This window comes from Nocardia sp. NPDC058176, assembly GCF_042883805.1.
GTDB lineage: Bacteria > Actinomycetota > Actinomycetes > Mycobacteriales > Mycobacteriaceae > Nocardia.
Genome location: NZ_JBHVVA010000004.1, coordinates 349,884 through 368,870, shown reverse-complemented (window position 1 = coordinate 368,870; position 18,987 = coordinate 349,884). Strand labels below are relative to the sequence as shown.

Genomic DNA, 18,987 nt, shown 5'->3' with positions numbered 1-18,987 from the left:
GCTGATCACCGGCGTGGCCGGTCGCGACACGCCGATGTGATCATTTTGTTGACACGCCCGAGCAACCCCCCTGGCACCGACCGGACATCACCCGTCGAGCAGCACAGCAGTGAACACCGCCACCCCACCCTTTAGGCTGGGCTCGTGCCGATCACTCAAACGCTCGGGAGACTGGCTGGCAGCTGCGCGCTGGCCGCCGTGCTCGTCGCTGGGTTGTTGTTCCCTCTGGCCGGTGGTTTCGGGTTCATCTCCAACCGAGCCGCCGACGCCGTCGACAACGTGTCCGCCGAACTGGTCGAGGGCACGGTCCCCGCCGTGTCGACCATGGTCGACGCGAGCGGCGCGCCCATCGCCTGGCTCTACGAGCAGCGACGCTTCGAAGTCGAGAGCGATCGCATCTCCAACAACATGAAGCTGGCGATCGTGTCCATCGAGGACAAGCGCTTCGCCGACCACAAGGGCGTCGACTGGCAGGGCACGCTGCGCGCGTTCCTGACCAACACCTCCTCGGGTGCGGTGCAGCAGGGCGCGTCCACGCTCGACCAGCAGTACGTGAAGAACTTCAACCTGCTCGTCGTCGCCAAGACCGACGCCGAGCGCCGCGCCGCGATCGAGACCACCCCGGCCCGCAAGCTGCGCGAGATCCGGATGGCGCTCACGCTCGACCGCGAGCTCAGCAAGGACGAGATCCTCACCCGCTACCTGAATCTGGTGCCCTTCGGCAACAGTTCCTACGGCATCCAGGACGCCGCGCAGACCTACTTCGGCATCGACGCGGCCGAACTGAACATCACCCAGTCGGCGATGCTGGCGGGCATGGTGCAGTCCAGCTCCAAGCTGAACCCCTACACCAACGAGAAGGGCGTCACCGACCGGCGCAACACCGTCCTCGACACCCTGATCCAGAACATCCCGCACCGCGCCGAGGAGTTCCGCAAGGCCAAGGAGGAGCCGCTCGGGGTGCTGCCCAAGCCCAAGGGTCTGCCGCGCGGGTGCATCGCCGCCGACGACAAGGGCTTCTTCTGCGACTACGCGCTGCAGTACCTGGCCGAGGCCGGGATCAGCCGCGAGCAGGTCGACAAGGGCGGCTACCTGATCAAGACCACCCTCGATCCCGCGCTGCAGGAATCGGTGAAGCGCTCGATCAACGAGGTCGCCGACCCGAACCTCGACGACATCGCCGAGGTCATGTCGGTGATCGCCCCCGGCCAGGATTCCCATCCGGTGCTCGCGATGGCGTCGAGCCGCACCTACGGCCTCAATCGCGACGCCAACGAGACGCTGCTCGGCCAGCCGTACATGATGGCCGGACACGGCGCGGGCTCGATCTTCAAGCTGTTCACCACCGCCGCCGCGATGGAGAAGGGCCTCGGCATCGCCGCCACCCTGGACGTGCCCGGCACCTACGCCGCGCGCGGCATGGGTTACTCGAACTCCCCCGGCTGTCCCGCCGACGCCTGGTGCGTGTCGAACGCGGGCGCCTACCCGGGCTCGATGTCGGTGACCGACGCGCTGGCCACCTCGCCCAACACCACCTTCGTCAAGATGATCCAGGACGTCGGTGTCGAGGCCGCGGTGGACATGTCGGTGCGCCTCGGCATGCGGTCCTACACCCAGCCCAACACCTCGGGGTACGGCAACTCGAGCCTGGCCGAGCACATCAAGAACAACAACATGGGTTCGTTCACCCTCGGCCCGTTCGCGATCAACGCGCTCGAGCTGTCCAATGTGGCCGCCACCCTGGCCTCGGGCGGCAAGTGGTGCCCGCCGTCACCGATCCACGAGGTCGTCGACCGGCACGGCAAGACCGTCCCGCTCACCCAGCAGGCGTGCGAGCAGGTCGTCGATCCCGGCCTGGCCAACACCCTCGCCAACGCGATGAGCAAGGACGACATCAGCGGCACCGCGGCGGGCGCGGCCAACGCGGCCGGCTGGAAGGCGCCGATGTCGGGCAAGACCGGAACCACCGAGGCGCACTACTCCTCGGCGTTCCTCGGCTTCACCAACAGCCTCGCCTCGGCCGTCTACGTCTACGGCGACAGCCCGACCCCCGGCGAGATCTGCTCGTTCCCGCTGCGCAGCTGTGGCAGCGGTAGCCTCTTCGGCGGTAACGAGCCCGCGCGCACCTGGTTCAACGCGATCATGCCCGTGCTCGGCAACTATCCGCCGCCCGCGCTGCCGCCGGTGGACGACAAGTACGTGCGCGGCGCGAACAACTCCCAGGTTCCCGATGTGGCGGGCAAGTCGCAGGGCGAGGCCACCTCGATCCTGTCCGGTGCCGGCTTCCAGGTGACCTCGGTGACCAGTTCGGGCTCCCAGCCCAAGGGCACGGTGATGGGCAGTTCGCCCAACGGCGCGGCGATCCCCGGTTCGGTCGTGACGATCTACATCAGTGACGGCACGGTCCGCGTCCCCGCGCCCAGCGCCCCGCCGTCGGAGCCGGCCGCACCGCCGCCGGTGATCCCCGGTCTCCCGCAGATTCCGCGACTGCCACCGATCCCCATTCCGGTACCGCGGTAAGCACACGCGAAGGGCCGCCGTCGATCCGACGGCGGCCCTTCGTCGTCTCGGTCAGAGCCGGGCTTTGACCGCGGCCGAGAGCCGCGACCCATCGACCTTGCCCTGCGCGATCGCGGACGCGGCCTTCATGACCTGCCCCATCTGCCGCATCCCCGGCCGTTCGCCGATCTCCTCGGCGACCTGGGCGATCGCGGTATCGGCGACCTGGGCCACCTCGGCCTCGCTCAGCTGCGTGGGCAGGTAGTCCTCGATGACCTCTTCCTCGGCGCGCTCGTTCGCCGCCAGTTCGCCACGCCCGTTCTGCTCGTAGATGACGGCGGCCTCGTTGCGCTTCTTGGCTTCCTTCTGCAGCACGGCGATGACTTCGGCGTCGGAGAGCTGATGCGCCTGCGTTCCCGAGGTCTCCGCGTTCTGGATCGCGGCGAGCACCATCCGCAAGGTCGACAGGCGCAGAGTGTCCTTGGCTTTCAACGCGGCGGTCATATCCGCACGCAGCTGCGATTTCAGTTCCGACATGCGCTCACGGTAGCTGTTCACCCTCCGGAGTCCCATCACATTTTCATCGCAACCGAAATTGCGGACCATTTGTGCGGAAACACACGCGCCGATCCGGGAGGGGGTCGCCTATGCTGGGCAAATGCCCGTTATCTCGACGTCCGCTGTCCGCCGAACCGCGTTGGGAGCCGCCGGGGCCGCCGCCGCAGGCATCGGATACGCCACGCTGATCGAACGGAACGCGTTCGTCCTGCGCGAAGCGACCATGCCGGTGCTCGCGCCCGGCTCGCCCACGCTGCGCATTCTGCACATCAGTGACCTGCACATGATGCCGGGGCAGCAGCTCAAACAGCAGTGGCTGCGCGAACTCGATCGGCTCGAACCCGATCTGGTCGTGAATACCGGCGACAATCTTTCGCATCAGCGGGCCGTGCCCGCCGTTGTGCAATCCCTCGGCGCGCTGCTGGCTCGTCCCGGCTTGTTCGTGTTCGGTTCGAACGATTATTTCGCGCCGGTGCCGAAGAATCCGCTGAAGTATTTCAAGAAAGATCATCGCCGCGTCTACGGCGATCCGCTGCCCTGGCAAGATCTGCGCGCCGCGTTCACCGAGCGTGGCTGGCTGGATCTGACCCACACCCGGCGCGACCTCGAAGTCGCCGGTATCCGGATCGCCAGTGCCGGTGTCGACGACCCGCACCTGCAGCGCGATCGCTACGACACCGTGGCCGGTGCGCCGAACCAGCTGGCGCAGCTGAGCATCGGCGTGACCCACTCGCCCGAGCCGCGGGTGCTCGATCGGTTCGCCGAGGACGGCTACGACCTGGTGCTGGCCGGGCACACCCATGGCGGTCAGCTGGTCGTGCCGGGCTACGGCGCGCTGGTGACCAACTGCGGCATCGACAAGTCCCGTGTGAAGGGCGCTTCGCAGTGGGGTGCGCACACCCAGCTGCACGTCTCGGCGGGTATCGGCACCTCGCCGTGGGCGCCCTACCGCTTCTGCTGCCGTCCGGAGGCCACCCTGCTGACCCTGGTCGGCGCACCGCCCAAGCGGCCGTCGGCCGATACCGGCCATGGCATTTCCACCTCGGAGGCCGTCGCCCGCTAGGGTCGCCCCGAACGACTTTCAGTCAATAGGGGACGACCGTGAGCAGTGGATCCGACGACAGGCGCAACGACCCGACCATGTTCGGCGGATTCGGCGCGCCGAACCAGCCGGCCGACCAGTGGCAGCGACCACCGGACGGTTCCGCCGCGGGACAGCAGAATCCGGGCGCGCCCGATCCGACGGCCGTCTGGACGCCGGGCGGCACCGGGCTTCCGCCGGGCGTGAGCTGGCAGGGTTCGGGTCCGCCGCCCGGTCTGCCGGATCCCACGCAGTGGTCACCCGAGGCGCCGCAGGCCTCGTGGTCGCCCGCTGGACCGCAGGACTATTCCACGGCCGGACACCAGGCCGACCCGACGCGGGTGCACAATCCCACCTTGCCCAATGTGAATCCCTCGGGTGGTCAAGCCGATCCGACGCAGCTGCGCACCCCGGCTGCCCAGTGGCCGGGGGCGAATCCGGTTGGCGGGCAGGCGGACCCGAACCAACAGTGGGGCGCACCGCCGCAGTGGGGTCCGGGTCAGCAATGGAATCCGGCAGTGGGACAGCCGAATCCAGGGCAACCGTGGGGTCAGCCCGGCCCAGCACCGTTCGGTGCACCCGCCTGGCAGCAGCAGCCCGTCCAGCAACAGCAGTACGGCGAGATTCCGGCGCTCGAGCACGGCGGAGCGCAGTCCTACGGTCAGGGCTTTCCGCCGGGACCGCCGAAATCCGGTGGGAAGGCCGGGATCTGGGTGGCCGTCGGCATCGCCGCGGTTCTGATCGGCGGCACCGCGCTCACCGCGGTCGCCGTGAGCCGCAGCGACGACTCGTCGGGCACCGCCGCCGGTGCGAGCGCCACTCCGTCGATGGTCAGCGCGCTGAGCACCACACCGGCGCCCTCGGAAACGTCCGCGCCGAAGGCGACCACGACCGCGCCGACCGGCGCCGCCGCAGGCCAGGAGCCGGTCATCGAGGGCTACCAGGTGGTGGCCTCCCCCGACCGCGGCGCCGCCTACGACGTGCCGCCGAGCTGGAAGGTCGCCTCCGAGGGAACCATCGGCGGATTCGGCGAACCGCCGGGTGATTCCGTCATCGGCAAGGGTTACGCCACCGACGGCCGCGACTACTGCCCCGGCTCCACCCGCACGGTCTCCCTGCTCACCGGTTCCAAGCTCAGCGACCATGCCGAGGCGGGCGCCGAACTCGGCACCAAGACCGCACCGCTGGCCTACAGCGGCTCCACCGGCACCCCCAAACCCGCCGAGTCGCTGCGTTCCATGGACGGCAAGATCAGCGGGATGTTCACCGAGACCACCGGCACCGTCCCCGACCCCGAGCCCGGCTGCGCCTCCACCTACTCCGTCTACACCTACGCCTTCAAGGGCGCCAAGGACGGCAGCTTCGTCATGGTCATGGTCGCCGACACCGGCGTCCCCGACGCTATCGACGCCGCCACCGCCAAGCGCATCTTCAGCTCCATCCGCGCCCTGTAGCACCACCACTGACCAGCCAATTTAACGTTTCACATCCACGCGTTGTAAGCTACTTCAGGTTCGCCTCACGGGGTGTGGCGCAGCTTGGTAGCGCGCTTCGTTCGGGACGAAGAGGTCGCAGGTTCAAATCCTGTCACCCCGACGTGTTGGTTGAGACACCTGAAACCCCCTGACCGGGATTCCTGGTCAGGGGGTTTCTGCTGTTTCGGGGTAGTTCAGCAGTTCGCCTCGTCGGGGGTGGTCGACTCGCGCTGTGCGGTCGAGGCGACGCGGGAGAGCAGGGTGCGGAGTTGGCCGGCGTCGTGGTCGTCGAGGTCGGCGAGCAGGCGAGCTTCGGCGGCGGCGAGGCTGCGGCGGACTTCGGCGAGGCGGGTGCGGCCGGTGTCGGTGATCAGGACCTGGCGGGCGCGGCGGTCGCGCGGGTCGGGTCTGCGGGTGACCAGGCCGTGTGACTCGAGGTCGTCGAGCAGGTAGGTCATCACGGTGCGGTCGAGGCTGACCGCTTTGGCGAGGGCGAGCTGGGTGGGCGGCTCACCACTGGCGAGCGCCACCAGGACGAGGTAGGCGCGCGCGCCACCGGGCAGGTCGGCGACGGATTCGGTGGCCACGGCGCGGAACGCCGAGGAGACCATGCGAATCGCCCAGCCCAGATCGGTGTCGAGAGCCAGGTCCACGTCTTGCTTCTTGTCCGACATCGGGGTCACCCCCACACCTTAGCAGGATTCTGCTTATCAACAGATGTTCTTGTCAACAGAACATCTGTGAGGCATAGTGGTTTGCGTACGCCGCGCCGCGACCCGGCGCGTCACGATCCACACAGCAGGGAGCTGACCATGAGCACCACCACCGCATTGCGAGACCGCACCGCACTCGTGACCGGCGCGACGTCGGGCATCGGCAAGGCCATCGCGCTGAACCTCGCCGGACAGGGCGCGCACGTCGTGCTCCACGGCCGGGACCAGGCCAGGGGCGAGGCTCTGGTGAAGGAGATCGAGGCCGAGGGCGGCACCGCCCGCTTCGTCGCCGCCGACCTCACCGACGCCGAGGACACCCTGCGCCTGGCCGACGAAGCGGGGGCCGTCGACATCCTGGTGAGCAACGCGGGCCTCTACGAGTTCACGCCGACCGCGGCCACCGACGCGGCGAGCTTCGACCGGCACATCGCGATCAACACCCGTGCACCGTTCCTGCTCGTCGGCGCGCTGGCGCCGGGCATGGCCGAACGCGGGCACGGTTCGATCGTGATCGTCGGCTCGAGCGCCGCCCGTCTGCCCGCCCCGGTCGGCGCCGCCTACGGTGCGTCCAAGGCGGGAGTCGAGATCCTGACCCGCTACTGGGCCACCGAGTTCGGCGCGTCCGGCGTGCGGGTCAACACCGTCTCTCCGGGGCCCGTCGTCACCGAGGGCGCCAAGGCGATGCTGGGCGAGCACATCGGCGTCATGGACAGCACCAACGCGCGCGGCCGGGCGGGTGCGCCGGCGGAGATCGCGGAGGTCGTGTCGTTCCTGGCCGGTCCGGCGAGCTCCTACGTCAACGGTGCCGTGCTGTTCGCCGATGGTGGCGAGCGCAGCACCCTTCCCGGCTGAGCGGCCACGCCGTGAACATCTTCGTCATCGGCGCCACCGGCTTCGTGGGTGGAAGTCTGGCCCGGCACCTGAACGCCGCGGGTCACACGGTCACCGGGCTGGCCCGCACCGGGGCCGCCGCCGAGATCCTTGCGGCGCAAGGCATCATCCCCGTCGCCGGGGATCTGGAGGATCGTCGCCCGATGGTCGTCGATGCGGCACGGCGGGCGGACGGCGTCATCTACGCCGCCCAGCCCGCCCCCGCCATCGAGACCGCGACGACCGACGAGCTGATCCGCGCACTCGCCGGAACGGGCAAGACGCTCGTCTTCCTGTCCGGTAGCGGCGTGCTCATGCAGCGCACCGCCGGCGCCTGGAGCCCGGACGTCTTCGCCGAGCACGACCCGTTCACACCGGAGCCGCTGGCCGAATACCGGAAGGCGGCCGAGGACAGCGTGCTGGCCGCCGCCGGAGTGCGTTCGATGGTCATCCGCCCCGGCCTGATCTGGGGACCGGGAGACCACGGCCACGTCTCGATGATCTACCGTCCCGTCGCCGCGACCGGAGCCGCTTCCTACATCGGCTCGGGGCTGAACACCTACAGCCACGTCCACATCGATGACGTGACCCGCCTCATCGACCGCGCCCTGACCCACGGACGCGCCGGTGGGCTCTACCACGCGGCCGCCGGCGAAACCCCCAACCGCTGGATCGCGGAGCAGGTCGCCGCCGATCTCGGCGTCGAAACCCGCAGCCTCACAACAGAAGAGGCAACCGAGGTGTGGGGCGAGTTCGGCGCGCTCATCATGGCCGCGTCCAGCCGCATCCGTGCCGTCGCCGCCCGGCGGGAACTGGGCTGGCATCCCGAACACACCGACATGCTGACCGAAATCGGCGAACACCGTCTTCGGCAGCTCGCCTACACCACCGTGTGATCGGCGTCAGGGGCGCGGAGGTTCGGGTCGGCCGGGTCTGGGCGGGGGCGGCGGCGCTCGGCGGGATTGGGCCACCAGACGGTCAGGGCGATGACCGAGATCAAGCCCGCGACCAGGGCGAGCAGCACGATGTGTGGGTCGTTCACGGATTCGCCCTTCTTCGAGGTGGCGGAATTCCTCACCCAGCGTGGGTCCGGGATGTGTCAGCCAGGGTTCTCGAATGTTGCGCAACATTGAGTTCTGCTCTCCGGTACCGCGACGGCGCGGTGAGGGATGCGGGTCGACCAGCAGCTGTGAGCTCCTGCTTACCTGTTCATAACCTGGTGTCATCGCCGAGAAACGCGAGGTCAATAGCGTATACAGGCATGTCGACATCGATGGAGACACCGGCCGAGGCCACCGGGAAACCGCTGCGGGACGTGGTCTACGAGACCTTGCGCGGCGAGCTGATGAACGGCGGGATCAAGTTCGGTGAGCGGCTCACCGAACCCAAACTGTCCACCCGATTCGGCATCTCGCGCACGCCGGTGCGCGAGGCGCTGACCATGCTCTGCTCCGACGGACTGCTCCAGCGCGAGGAGTTCGGGTTCAGCCCGGTCCGGCCCAGCGTGCCGCGGATCCGCGACCTCTACGAACTCCGGCTGACGCTCGAGCTGGGCGGCGTGGCCCGGATCATGAACAACCCCGACCTCACCCACGACCGCGCGCTGCTGCTGGCCGAACGCGAACGCTGGCTGGCGCTGCAGGCCGATCCGCCGGAGCAGCAGCCGGGGTTCGTCGTGGTCGACGAGGAGTTCCACGTCGCGCTGCTCACCTCGGCGGGCAATGCCGAGATGGTACGGGCGCTGCTGTCGGTGAACTCCCGGATCCGCCACGTCCGGATGTACGACTTCATGGTCAACAACCGCATCGAGACCACCATCTCCGAGCACCTCGGCATCCTCGACGCGATCCTGGCCGACGAGCTGACGCTGGGCTACCGGCTCCTGCACACCCACATCGGCGAATCGCTGGACGTCGTCCTCGAACGCATCTCCCGGGCGATCGCCGCCATGTCGATGGCCGAATAGTCTCCAAGGAGCGAAGTAGTGAGCCTGCACTTCGACACGGTGCTCATCGCCAATCGCGGTGAAATCGCCTGCCGCATCATCCGTTCCGCGCGCGAGCTCGGCCTGAAGACCGTCGCGGTCTACTCCGAGGCCGATGCCGCCGCCCCGCACGTCCGCCACGCCGACTCCGCGGTCCTGCTCGGCCCCGGCCCGGCCGCCCAGTCCTATCTGCTGGCCGATCGCGTGATCGAGGCCGCCCTGTCCACCGGCGCGGGCGCCATCCATCCCGGCTACGGATTCCTTTCCGAGAACGCCGAATTCGCGACCGCCGCCGCGGAGGCGGGACTGGCCTTCGTCGGACCGACACCGGAGCAGCTGAAGGTGTTCGGCGACAAGCACACTGCCCGCGAGGCCGCGCGCGCCGTCGGCGTCCCGCTGATTCCCGGTTCGGGACTGCTGGATTCGGCCGAGCACGCCGTGGCCGAGGCCGAGCGGATCGGCTTCCCGGTGATGCTCAAGGCCGTCGGCGGTGGTGGCGGCATCGGCATGCAGGCCTGCCACGACGCCGACGAGGTGCGCGGCGCGTTCACCCGCGTCCAGCGCCTGGCGGCCTCGAATTTCGCGGCCGCCGGGGTGTTCCTGGAGCGATTCGTCGCCCGGGCCCGCCATGTCGAGGTGCAGCTGTTCGGTGACGGGCACGGCCGCGTGGTCTCGCTCGGCACCAGGGACTGTTCGCTGCAGCGCCGCAATCAGAAGGTCCTGGAGGAGGCGCCCGCCCCCGGTCTCACCGAGGAGTTGACCGAGGAACTCCTGGCGACCTCACGCCTGCTCGCCCAGTCGGTCGACTACCGCTCCGCGGGCACGGTCGAGTTCGTCTACGACATCGAGCGCGACGCCGCCTCCTTCCTCGAGGTGAACACCCGTCTGCAGGTGGAACACCCGGTGACCGAGGCCGTTACCGGCGTCGACCTGGTGGCATGGATGCTGCGTCTCGCGGGCGGCGACACGACCATGCTCGACGACCTGCCCGACGCGGGCCCCGCCATCACCGGCAGCGCCGTCGAGGCCAGGGTCTACGCCGAGGACCCCGGTCAGGACTACCGCCCGAGCGCCGGACTGATCACCGAGGCATGGTTCCCGAGCCGCGCGCGGGTCGACACCTGGGTCGCCACCGGCACCGAGGTGTCCCCGCACTACGACCCGATGCTGGCCAAGATCATCACCACCGGCCCCACCCGCACCGACGCGTTCGCCGCGCTCGGCGAGGCACTGGCCGACACCGCGCTCTACGGCGTGCAGACCAACCTCGCCCAATTGCGCCACGCCGCAGTCGATCCGGTCGTCCTCGCGGCGGCGCACAGCACCGCGACCATGGCAGACATCGTCGGGGCCACCCGCCGCATCGATGTCCTGCGCGCGGGCACCATGACCACGATCCAGGACCATCCCGGCCGAATCGGCCTGTGGCAGGTCGGAATTCCGCCGTCCGGGCCGATGGACGACCTCTCGTTCACCCTGGCCAACACCGCCGTCGGCAATCCGGCGGGCGCACCCGGCCTCGAATGCACCCTCCAGGGCCCGAAGCTGAGTTTCACCGCGCCCGTGACGATCTGCGTCACCGGCGCCTCCGCTCCGGTGACCGTCGACGGCGCCGAGGCACCGATGTGGACGCCGCTCGAACTACCCGCGGGCGTCGTGCTCGACATCGGCACCCCCGCCGACACCGGACTGCGCACCTACCTCGCGATCCGCGGCGGCATCGACGCGCCGCTCTATCACGGCAGCACCGCGACGTTCACCCTCGGCGGCTTCGGCGGCATCACCGGGCGCGCGCTGGTCACCGGCGATGTCATCGGCCTGCAACCCGATCCCGGCACACCGACGGCACCGGTACCCGTCGCGCATCGACCCGACTTCACCCACGGCTGGCAACTCGCCGTCGGCGAGGGCCCGCAGACCGCGCCGTCGTACTTCACCGACGACGACATGACCCAGTTCTACGCGGCCGAATGGAAGGTCGGCGCGCACGCCAACCGCACCGGCATCCGCCTCGACGGCCCGAAGCCGACCTGGTCGCGCACCGACGGCGGCGACGCGGGCCTGCACCCGTCGAACCTGCACGACAACCCCTACAGCGTCGGCGCGCTCAACGTCTCCGGCGACACCCCGATCCTGCTCGGCCCCGACGGCCCGAGCCTCGGCGGCTTCGCCTGCCCGCTCACGGTCATCTCCGCCCAGCGCTGGAAACTGGGCCAGCTGCGTCCCGGCGACACGATCCGGTTCGTCCCCGTCGACGAGTCCGGCGCCGACCGGCTGCGTGCCGATCCGGCCTCACGAGCGAGCAACCTCGTACCCGATCACGGTGTGGCACTGCGTGATCGAGGCATCCTGCACAGCAGGCCCGCCGAAGACGACCGGCCACAGGTGGCCTATCTGCGCGGCGGTGACGACAACGTGCTCGTCGAATACGGCCCGATGGCACTGGATCTCGGCCTCCGTATGCGGGTGCACGCCCTCTCGGAAGCACTGACGACCAGCGGGCTGACCGGCATCGTCGACATCACCCCCGGCGTGCGCTCCCTGCACATCCACTTCGATCCCGAGGTGCTGCCGCAACACCGTCTGCTGGGCACGCTCGCCGAACTCGAAGACGACCTGCCCGCCACCGGCGAGCTGGTGGTACCCAGCCGGACCATCCGGTTGCCGATGTCGTTCGACGATCCCTCCATCTCCGAGGCCATCGACCGCTACCGCAGCGGCGTGCGCGACACCGCACCGTGGCTGCCGTCGAATATCGAGTTCATCCGCCGGATCAACGGCCTCGACAGCATCGAGCAGGTCCGCGACACGGTGTTCTCGGCGGAGTACCTGGTGCTCGGCCTCGGTGACGTGTATCTCGGTGCGCCACTGGCGGTTCCGCTCGACCCGCGCCACCGCCTGGTGACCACCAAGTACAACCCCGCCCGCACCTGGACCCCGTCCGACGCCGTCGGCATCGGCGGCAAGTACCTGTGCGTCTACGGCATGGAATCCCCCGGCGGATACCAGCTGATCGGCCGCACCGTGCCGATCTGGTCGGGCTACCGGCAGAGCGCACCGTTCGAGCCGGGGACGCCGTGGCTGTTCCGGTTCTTCGACCGGATCACCTGGGAGCCGGTCGATTCCGGGCAGCTGCTCGAGTATCGGGCCGCCGCGGCCGCGGGCCGTTTCGAGGCCGAGGTGACCGAGGGCAGTTTCGCCCTGGCCGACCACCTGCGCATGCTCGACGCGGACGCGGACTCGATCGCGGAGTTCGAGCGCAAGCAGGCCGCTGCCTTCGCCGTCGAGCGCCGGGCGTGGCAGGAGTCGGGCGAATTCGAGCGCGGTGGCACCGTCGACCAGGTCGCCGAGGCCACGGTCGACCCGCTCGCCGGGCTCCCGGCCGACGCCACCGTCGTCACCGCGCCGATGACCGGCAATGTGTGGCGGGTGGACGTGACCGAGGGCCAGCACCTGGGTGCCGGCGCCACGGTGGCGGTGCTCGAAGCCATGAAACTCGAACTACCGGTGGCGACACCGGACGGTGGCGTCGTACTGAAAGTGCTCGCCGCACCGGGGACCAAAGTGGAACCCGGAACCCCTCTCGCAGTGATCGGAGTCGACTGACATGACCGCACGACTACTCGACAACGCCTCGGTGACCGCCCGGGTCGCCGCCGCGTACGCGCGGATCGCCGAGGTGGACCGGCCGGAAGTGTGGATCACGCTGCGTCCGCAGGACGAGCTGGCGGCCGAGGCGGCCGAGCTGGAGCGCCGGCTCGCCGAGGGCGAGGCATTGCCGCTGGCCGGACTGCTCGTCGCGGTGAAGGACAACATCGATGTCGCCGGTCTGCCAACCACCGCGGCGTGCCCCGAATTCGCCTACCCGGCAACCGAATCCGCCGCTGCCGTGACCCGGCTGGTCGACGCGGGCGCCCTGGTGCTCGGCAAGACCAATCTGGACCAGTTCGCCACCGGCCTCGTCGGCACCCGCAGCCCGTACGGCGCGGTGCGCAACGCCCTGCATCCCGAGCTGATCTCCGGCGGCTCGAGTTCGGGCTCGGCGGCGGCCGTCGCCCTCGGCATCGCCGACATCGCGCTCGGCACCGACACCGCCGGGTCGGGCCGGGTGCCCGCCGCGCTGCACGGCATCGTCGGGATCAAGGCCAGTCTCGGCGTGATCCCTGCGCACGGTGTGGTCCCGGCCTGCGCCGACTACGACGCGGTCACCGTGTTCGCCGCCGACCTCGACCTGGCCGTCACCGCCGCCGCGACCCTGACGGGCGCCGAACCGCGCGATCCGCGCAGCCGCGTCTGGCCAGCCGACGTCCCACTCGCGGCGTCCGCGCAGCCGAAGGTGGCCATCCCCCGCCCGGCCGACCTCGAGGCGCTGAGCCCCGCGTACCGGGTGGCGTTCGCCGAAACCGTTGCGACCCTGCGTGATCGCGGCGCCACGATCACCGAGATCGACATCTCCGGAATGCTCGCCGCGGCGCGGCTGCTCTACGACGGCGCCATCGTGGCCGAGCGCTACACGGCGGTCGGCGAGTTCGTCAGCAAGGGCGCACCCGGTCTCGATCCGACTGTCGCCGGAATCGTCAGCGCGGCAGGACAACTCGACGCCCACCTCTTCGCTGCCGACCTCGACACGCTCGCCCTCGCCCGGGCCGCCGCGACCGAGCAGCTCGCCGGCTTCGACGGCCTGCTGATCCCGACCACCACCGAGCACCCGTCGATCGCCGAGGTCGCGGCCGATCCGGTGGCGATCAACCGCCGCCTCGGCACCTACACCAACTTCTGCAATCTGCTCGACCTCGCGGCCGTCGCCGTCCCCGGCGCACCCACCGCCGACGGCCTGCCCTTCGGCGTGACCTTCGTCGTTCCCGGCTTCGCCGACCAGCTCGCCGTCGACCTGGCGGCACTGCTGACCGGACAAGCCGAGTCGCCATTGTTCGTCCAAACCGGCGTCCCGCTCGCGGTTTTCGGCGCCCACCTGCGCGGCCAGCCACTGCACTGGCAACTCGAACAGCTCGGCGCCCGCTACACCGGCGAGATCACCACCACCGACGCCTACCGGCTCACCTCCCTGGACACCGTCCCGCCCAAGCCCGGCCTGGTGCGCCACGGCGATGGCCTCGGCGCGCCGATCCGCGGCGAACTGTTCCTCGTCTCCCCCGGCGGACTCGGCCGGTTCCTGGCCGAACTCCCCCCGCCCATGGCCCTGACCAGCATCGAACTCTCCGACGGCCGCTCGGTGATCGGCTTCGCCTGCAGCTACGACGCCGCCGTCGCCGCCACCGACATCACCGAACACGGCGGCTGGGTGGCCTACCTACAGAAACGTTGACCGGGCCGATCACCCCGCGTCGACCGGCCCGGCCGTACCCCGACGACACCCCTGGAACATGTCCGGCCCAGTCCGTCGGTGTGGTTACCGTCGGCAGTGCGTCTTCAGCGTCTGGAAGAGCCACCTTCTGGTCTGCACCGCCGGGTCCGACCGATCACCCCTCGAGACCGATCGGACCCGGTTGTTCCGGTGTCTGCAGAAAGAATGCGATGCCGGTCTCTAGAGGTTCTTAAGAACAACTTGTCGCATTCGCACCCCCTTCGGCGATGATGTAAGTACCGACAAGAGGGAGAACGACGATGGAAACGCTGATCGTCTGGGTACTGGCGAGCCTGCTCTACTGGTTCAGCAACTTCTGACCAGTTGCCCGCATCACATCGGAGGCGCGGAATAGTTCGCCGCGCCACCCGGTTGAACACCACTGTCGGCGTCCGAACAGCCCCGGGCCTCACCCCATAGTCGCTACGAGCGACCACTCGCCGAGAGGCGCTTGTGGGGCGTCGACACCCTGACGGGTCATCCCTGTGACGACCCTTCGACTCAGCGCCGCCAGGTCTCCCTCATCGACTTGGCGGCGTTCGTCATCTTCCGGTCAGCGCGCGGGCAGGCAGACTCGCCACGATGCCGACCATCTCCCGGTACCGGTCCGCCGCAGGAGAACCCGGGTACCTGACGTTGTGCCGGTAGTAGCGGTGGAAGGCGATGATCAGCGCCGACAACTCGACCATGTCGCGCAGCACGCCGGCGCGTTCGCTCGCGGTCACCGGGACGACACCGGAGTAGCCGTCGACGATCGCGTCGGCGCGATCCGGGTGCAGTCGCCCGTCGACCACGCCTAGACCGAGCACCGCCATGCCGAGATCGAGCAGCGGATCCTCCAGGCAGGCCGTCTCCCAGTCGATGACGACCAATTCACCCGCATCGCTCACGATGATGTTGTCCGAGTACAGGTCGCCGTGGATCAGCGCGAGCGACCGCCCGCTGCTGATGTGGTCGAGTGCGGCGAGCCGGGTGGTGAGCCAGTCCGCGAAGGCGCGGTCGCCGAAGTCGGCGATGCGCGATCGGTGCGCGGCGGTCAGCCGTCGTCCGTCCGATGGCAACCGTTCCGGGCCGGTCACCGCGGTTGTCGGGACCCTGTGCAGCTGGGCGAGGGCCGCACCCGCCTTTCCGAGCAACTCCGCCGGAAGAACCGGATACACAGAGCCGTCGATCCACTGTTTGAGGATCATGACCCGGCCATCGATCTCGACGACACACTTCCCGTCGACGGCGGAGACCAGTTCGGTGGTCCGGAAGTGGCCGTCCAGCCGGGCCAGCAGCGCCGCCAACCTGGGTGCGGCGGCGGGATCGTTGTCCAGGATGGTCAGGGCGTAGTCCACGTCGACGCCCGCGCGTGTGCCACCCAGGCGAAAACTCGAGTTGGCGGCGCCGCCAGGTACCGGCTCGAGCGACACGATCTCGTCGATGCCGTAGCACGCACGGATCTTCGCCTGGTCCAGGTCCGCGAGCGTTGTGTACTCAGCCATCTCCGCGCCAGTTCCTCCCAGTAGCGGCGAGTTCCGCCCGCCGATCCGTGACCAACCCATTCCACCGCAGTTTCGCCGTCGCGGCCCCTTCGATCCAATCCGGACGCAGGGCAGACGGCGAATCCCGACCGGTGAACATATAGGCGATCTCGATGAGATACGCGAACTCGGCCCCGCGGACACAGCCGCGCAACCGCAGCCGCATCTGCTCACCCAGCGGTGCGGAATCGATCACCGCGGCATGAAAACACGCGGCCAGTCTGGCGTAGCCGGCCAACGAGGTCAGGCCGATGGCGGTCGCCGCCGCGGCGACGTGATCGGCCCGCTGCGGCAGCTCCGGATCGTGGCCCGCGTCTACGACCAGCGCCGCCACGCGCAACAGGCCTTCCGCCCAGCCCACGCGAGCGCCGTCGAGCAACGTGTGGGCGCGCGCGAGCTGCTCCGTCGCGCGGGCCCGATCCTGGAACGAGGCCGCGAACGCGAGATAGGCCTGGCACAGGGCGGCTTCACCGGACAGCCCGGCCGCGGCCGACTGATCCCTCGCCACCGCGAGCGAGGTGCACGCCAACGCAATATTGCCCTGCGACCACCACAGTTCACCGAGCGTGCGATGCTGCCTGCCCGCCGCACCGAGTTCCTCGGCGAGCACGAGCGCGTTCTGGAAACGGCCGAGTCGGCGCAGCAGATGGTGCAGACCCCGCTTGGCATCGATCGACAGGCGACCGCCTGCCTCGGCGACCCGGCGCATCCCCGCCATGGACGCATCGAAGTCACCGAGATCACGCTCGCACATGGCGATGTAGTACTCCGGGATCTCCCGCATCTGCTGCGGGAGGTCACCGGCGGCGAGGACGGCACGGAGCTCGTCGGCGATGACCCGCCGGTGATCGCTGTTCCGCCGCGCGATCACCGAAAGGGTCACCGCGAGGGCGTTGGCCGCCGCGGCATCCGCGGACAGGGGCATGGCCGGTTCGTCGATGTCGATCGCTTCGACCACCGAGTCCCGTGCGAATTCGACCGCGGCGTCCTCGAGCCAGCCGAGCCGCAACGAGAAGTCTCGAGCCAGCCCCAGCCCCGCGCGTAGACAGGCCACGAGTACGCGCCGGTCGGCCTCGGCACGCCGCCACTGCGCGCCGAGGTGATCGAAGGCTCGCTGCGCCGCGCGACGCCAGTCGGCCGCGCTCCACGGGTCCGGCGAGTCGGCGTCGAAGTCGGCGTTGCGAATGGCCGAGCGCACCAGCTTGTGTAAGCGGTACGGCCACAGTCGCGCGCCGTCGAACTCCACGAACGGCCGCTCGACCAGGCACAGTGCCGCGCCGTCACGGGGCAGGCCCGCCGCCGCGGTCGCCAGCTCGATCGAGAACGAATCGAGCAGACTCACCGCCCTGACCACCGACTGCTCGTCGGGCGTGAGGTCGCGGAAGGTCGCTGTCACCAGGGCGGCGAAGTCACGATCGAACGCCGACACCGGTGGGACGGCGCCCTCGCTCTGTAGCAGTTCGACGAACAGCGACACCGCCATGTCCAGGTACAGCGGCAGCCCTTCCGACCGCACCGCGATCAACCGCCGGTGTTCGCGTGGGATCACCGGTCGGCCGTCGCTGGTCACCCGCTGCGACAGGAAGGCCTCACGGTCGTGCGGCGACAGATATCCGACCAGGTGCTGACGCGGCTCGCCGACATCGGCCCGCAGCAACGGCCAGTGCACCGCGCCCGCGCGCCAGAGCTTTTCGCGCAGGCGCGGATCATCCCACTGCAAGCGGTTCCGGCCGGTCACCACGAACAACACGTTCGGCATGAGCCAGACCAGGCGGTTGATCAGTCGCTCGTTCGTCCGGCTGCCACGCGCGGCGATGTCCTCGAAGGTGTCGAGCAAGACGACCGGCAACAGCGCCTGCTTCGGCGGCAACTGGGCGATGTCCCAGGCGAGCAGGTGCGGGTAGTAGCTGAGCGCCTCGAGGTCGGGGTCGGCCTCCAACAGGGTCGGCAACCGTCGACAGCGCAGGGCCCTGGCCTGATCCTTGCGATCGCGCAGCGCTTTGACCAGCGCGGTCAGACTCTGCCCGACCAGGCCGCCCACCATCCCCGGCAACTCGAAATTGTCGGCGACCTCACCGAGGATCTCGTCCACCTGCTCCGGCAGGCGCGAGGACACCCGGCTCAATCTGGTTCGCGCGCGCAGATAGTCGGCCAGTGACTCACCCGGGTGGTTCGCCTCCCAGTACCGGCTCAATGCCAAGTCGAAGGCGGGCGCGCGATGGCCGCGCGCGGAGATCGCCTGCCGGATCGCCAGAACCACCGCTTCCAGCTCGAACGCCTGGCTCCTGGTGAGGTCCAGGTACACCGGGACGGTGCGCGGCAGCGCCGGATCGGGCACCGCCCAGTGCGACATCGCCACATCGTCACCGCCGAGGCGACGCGTGATCTGCTGCGCGAGCGTGGTCTTACCGATGCCGCCCACCCCGTAGAACACCAGCACATTGCGGCGCGGGCCCTCCAGGTCCTGCACCTCGAAGGACTCGTTCGAGACGGTGTCCCAGAGATTGCGCACGCTGTCCACGACCGCGGCCCACTCGTCGTCGCGGTCGGAGAACACCTCGTGAGCCTGGAAATCGCCCGCATTGCTCTGGAAAGCATTGTCGAGATTCGACGGTGGCATACTGATCCCCCTGACCAGACGGTCGACGTGAAATGCCTTCTACCAGTGTCGCATCCCGGATTGTCCGGTGGTCGGCAACGCGGGCGCCGCTTGCCACGTGCACCCGTGCCGATCGGTGCCGAGGCCGGGACGTCGGGGTTTTACGGGTGGATGAACATACCGATGATCAGGGGATCGGGCGGCCCCGCTATACGGGTTACGGTGGATCGGCGGGTCTACTCTCGCCCGCATGGGGCAGAGCAGGGGTGTTTTTTCGGGCATTGTTGCGTTGGCGCTGGTTTCGGCGGGTCTGTTCG

Annotated in this window: 13 protein-coding genes and 1 tRNA gene; 9 read left to right on the top strand and 5 right to left on the bottom strand. The window is 69.2% G+C overall.

Annotated features, from left to right (window positions below; genetic code table 11):
• Positions 1-144 precede the first annotated feature (144 nt).
• Positions 145-2,520 (top strand): penicillin-binding protein, encoded by a 2,376-nt coding sequence (locus tag ACFVVM_RS23010; RefSeq protein WP_387621711.1) that lies wholly within the window; start codon positions 145-147, stop codon positions 2,518-2,520.
• 51 nt (positions 2,521-2,571) lie between these two features.
• Here the strand turns inward: ACFVVM_RS23010 and ACFVVM_RS23005 are convergent, their stop codons facing one another.
• Entirely contained in the window at positions 2,572-3,036 is a 465-nt protein-coding gene (locus ACFVVM_RS23005; protein WP_387621708.1) for a GatB/YqeY domain-containing protein, read from the bottom strand.
• 121 nt (positions 3,037-3,157) lie between these two features.
• Here ACFVVM_RS23005 and ACFVVM_RS23000 point away from each other — a divergent pair, with 121 nt between their 5' ends.
• From ACFVVM_RS23000 to ACFVVM_RS22990, 3 genes are all read left to right on the top strand, one after another.
• Positions 3,158-4,120, top strand: coding sequence for a metallophosphoesterase (locus tag ACFVVM_RS23000; protein ID WP_387621705.1), 963 nt, complete (start codon positions 3,158-3,160; stop codon positions 4,118-4,120).
• Between the two features lie 38 nt (positions 4,121-4,158).
• Positions 4,159-5,592, top strand: a complete 1,434-nt coding sequence (locus ACFVVM_RS22995) for a hypothetical protein (RefSeq protein WP_387621703.1) — start codon at positions 4,159-4,161, stop codon at positions 5,590-5,592.
• 68 nt (positions 5,593-5,660) lie between these two features.
• Positions 5,661-5,734: transfer RNA gene (locus ACFVVM_RS22990), tRNA-Pro, on the top strand.
• Between the two features lie 73 nt (positions 5,735-5,807).
• Here the strand turns inward: ACFVVM_RS22990 and ACFVVM_RS22985 are convergent.
• Positions 5,808-6,287: a MarR family winged helix-turn-helix transcriptional regulator gene (locus tag ACFVVM_RS22985; RefSeq protein WP_387622336.1), complete on the bottom strand. Its 480-nt coding sequence runs from the start codon at positions 6,285-6,287 to the stop codon at positions 5,808-5,810.
• A 138-nt stretch (positions 6,288-6,425) separates the two neighbouring features.
• Here ACFVVM_RS22985 and ACFVVM_RS22980 point away from each other — a divergent pair, with 138 nt between their 5' ends.
• Together ACFVVM_RS22980 and ACFVVM_RS22975 are read left to right on the top strand one after the other, a co-directional pair.
• Complete coding sequence (locus ACFVVM_RS22980) at positions 6,426-7,178, top strand: SDR family NAD(P)-dependent oxidoreductase (RefSeq protein ID WP_387621700.1); 753 nt, start codon at positions 6,426-6,428, stop codon at positions 7,176-7,178.
• Between the two features lie 11 nt (positions 7,179-7,189).
• The gene (locus ACFVVM_RS22975) at positions 7,190-8,092 is read left to right on the top strand and encodes an NAD-dependent epimerase/dehydratase family protein (protein ID WP_387621698.1); all 903 of its coding nucleotides are present in this window, start codon (positions 7,190-7,192) and stop codon (positions 8,090-8,092) included.
• Here ACFVVM_RS22975 and ACFVVM_RS22970 read toward each other — a convergent pair.
• Positions 8,077-8,238 carry a hypothetical protein gene (locus tag ACFVVM_RS22970; protein WP_387621695.1) on the bottom strand — a complete coding sequence of 54 codons (162 nt, stop codon included), beginning with the start codon at positions 8,236-8,238 and terminating at the stop codon, positions 8,077-8,079. The two genes, ACFVVM_RS22975 and ACFVVM_RS22970, sit on opposite strands and share 16 nt — an antisense overlap.
• A 219-nt stretch (positions 8,239-8,457) precedes the next feature.
• Between ACFVVM_RS22970 and ACFVVM_RS22965 the strand changes: the two genes are divergently transcribed.
• Genes ACFVVM_RS22965 through atzF form a run of 3 tightly spaced genes read left to right on the top strand, consistent with a single transcriptional unit; the run spans position 8,458 to position 14,506 of the window.
• Positions 8,458-9,162 carry a GntR family transcriptional regulator gene (locus ACFVVM_RS22965; RefSeq protein WP_387621692.1) on the top strand — a complete coding sequence of 235 codons (705 nt, stop codon included), beginning with the start codon at positions 8,458-8,460 and terminating at the stop codon, positions 9,160-9,162.
• Positions 9,163-9,180: 18 nt separating this feature from the next.
• Positions 9,181-12,786 (top strand): urea carboxylase, encoded by a 3,606-nt coding sequence (gene uca, locus ACFVVM_RS22960; RefSeq protein ID WP_387621689.1) that lies wholly within the window; start codon positions 9,181-9,183, stop codon positions 12,784-12,786.
• Position 12,787: 1 nt separating this feature from the next.
• Positions 12,788-14,506 carry an allophanate hydrolase gene (atzF, locus tag ACFVVM_RS22955; RefSeq protein WP_387621686.1) on the top strand — a complete coding sequence of 573 codons (1,719 nt, stop codon included), beginning with the start codon at positions 12,788-12,790 and terminating at the stop codon, positions 14,504-14,506.
• Positions 14,507-15,087: 581 nt separating this feature from the next.
• Here the strand turns inward: atzF and ACFVVM_RS22950 are convergent.
• Together ACFVVM_RS22950 and ACFVVM_RS22945 are read right to left on the bottom strand one after the other, a co-directional pair.
• Complete coding sequence (locus ACFVVM_RS22950; protein ID WP_387621683.1) at positions 15,088-16,032, bottom strand: phosphotransferase enzyme family protein; 945 nt, start codon at positions 16,030-16,032, stop codon at positions 15,088-15,090.
• Positions 16,025-18,691 carry a hypothetical protein gene (locus tag ACFVVM_RS22945; protein ID WP_387621680.1) on the bottom strand — a complete coding sequence of 889 codons (2,667 nt, stop codon included), beginning with the start codon at positions 18,689-18,691 and terminating at the stop codon, positions 16,025-16,027. The genes ACFVVM_RS22950 and ACFVVM_RS22945 overlap by 8 nt, the downstream gene beginning before the upstream one ends.
• Positions 18,692-18,987: the final 296 nt, after the last annotated feature.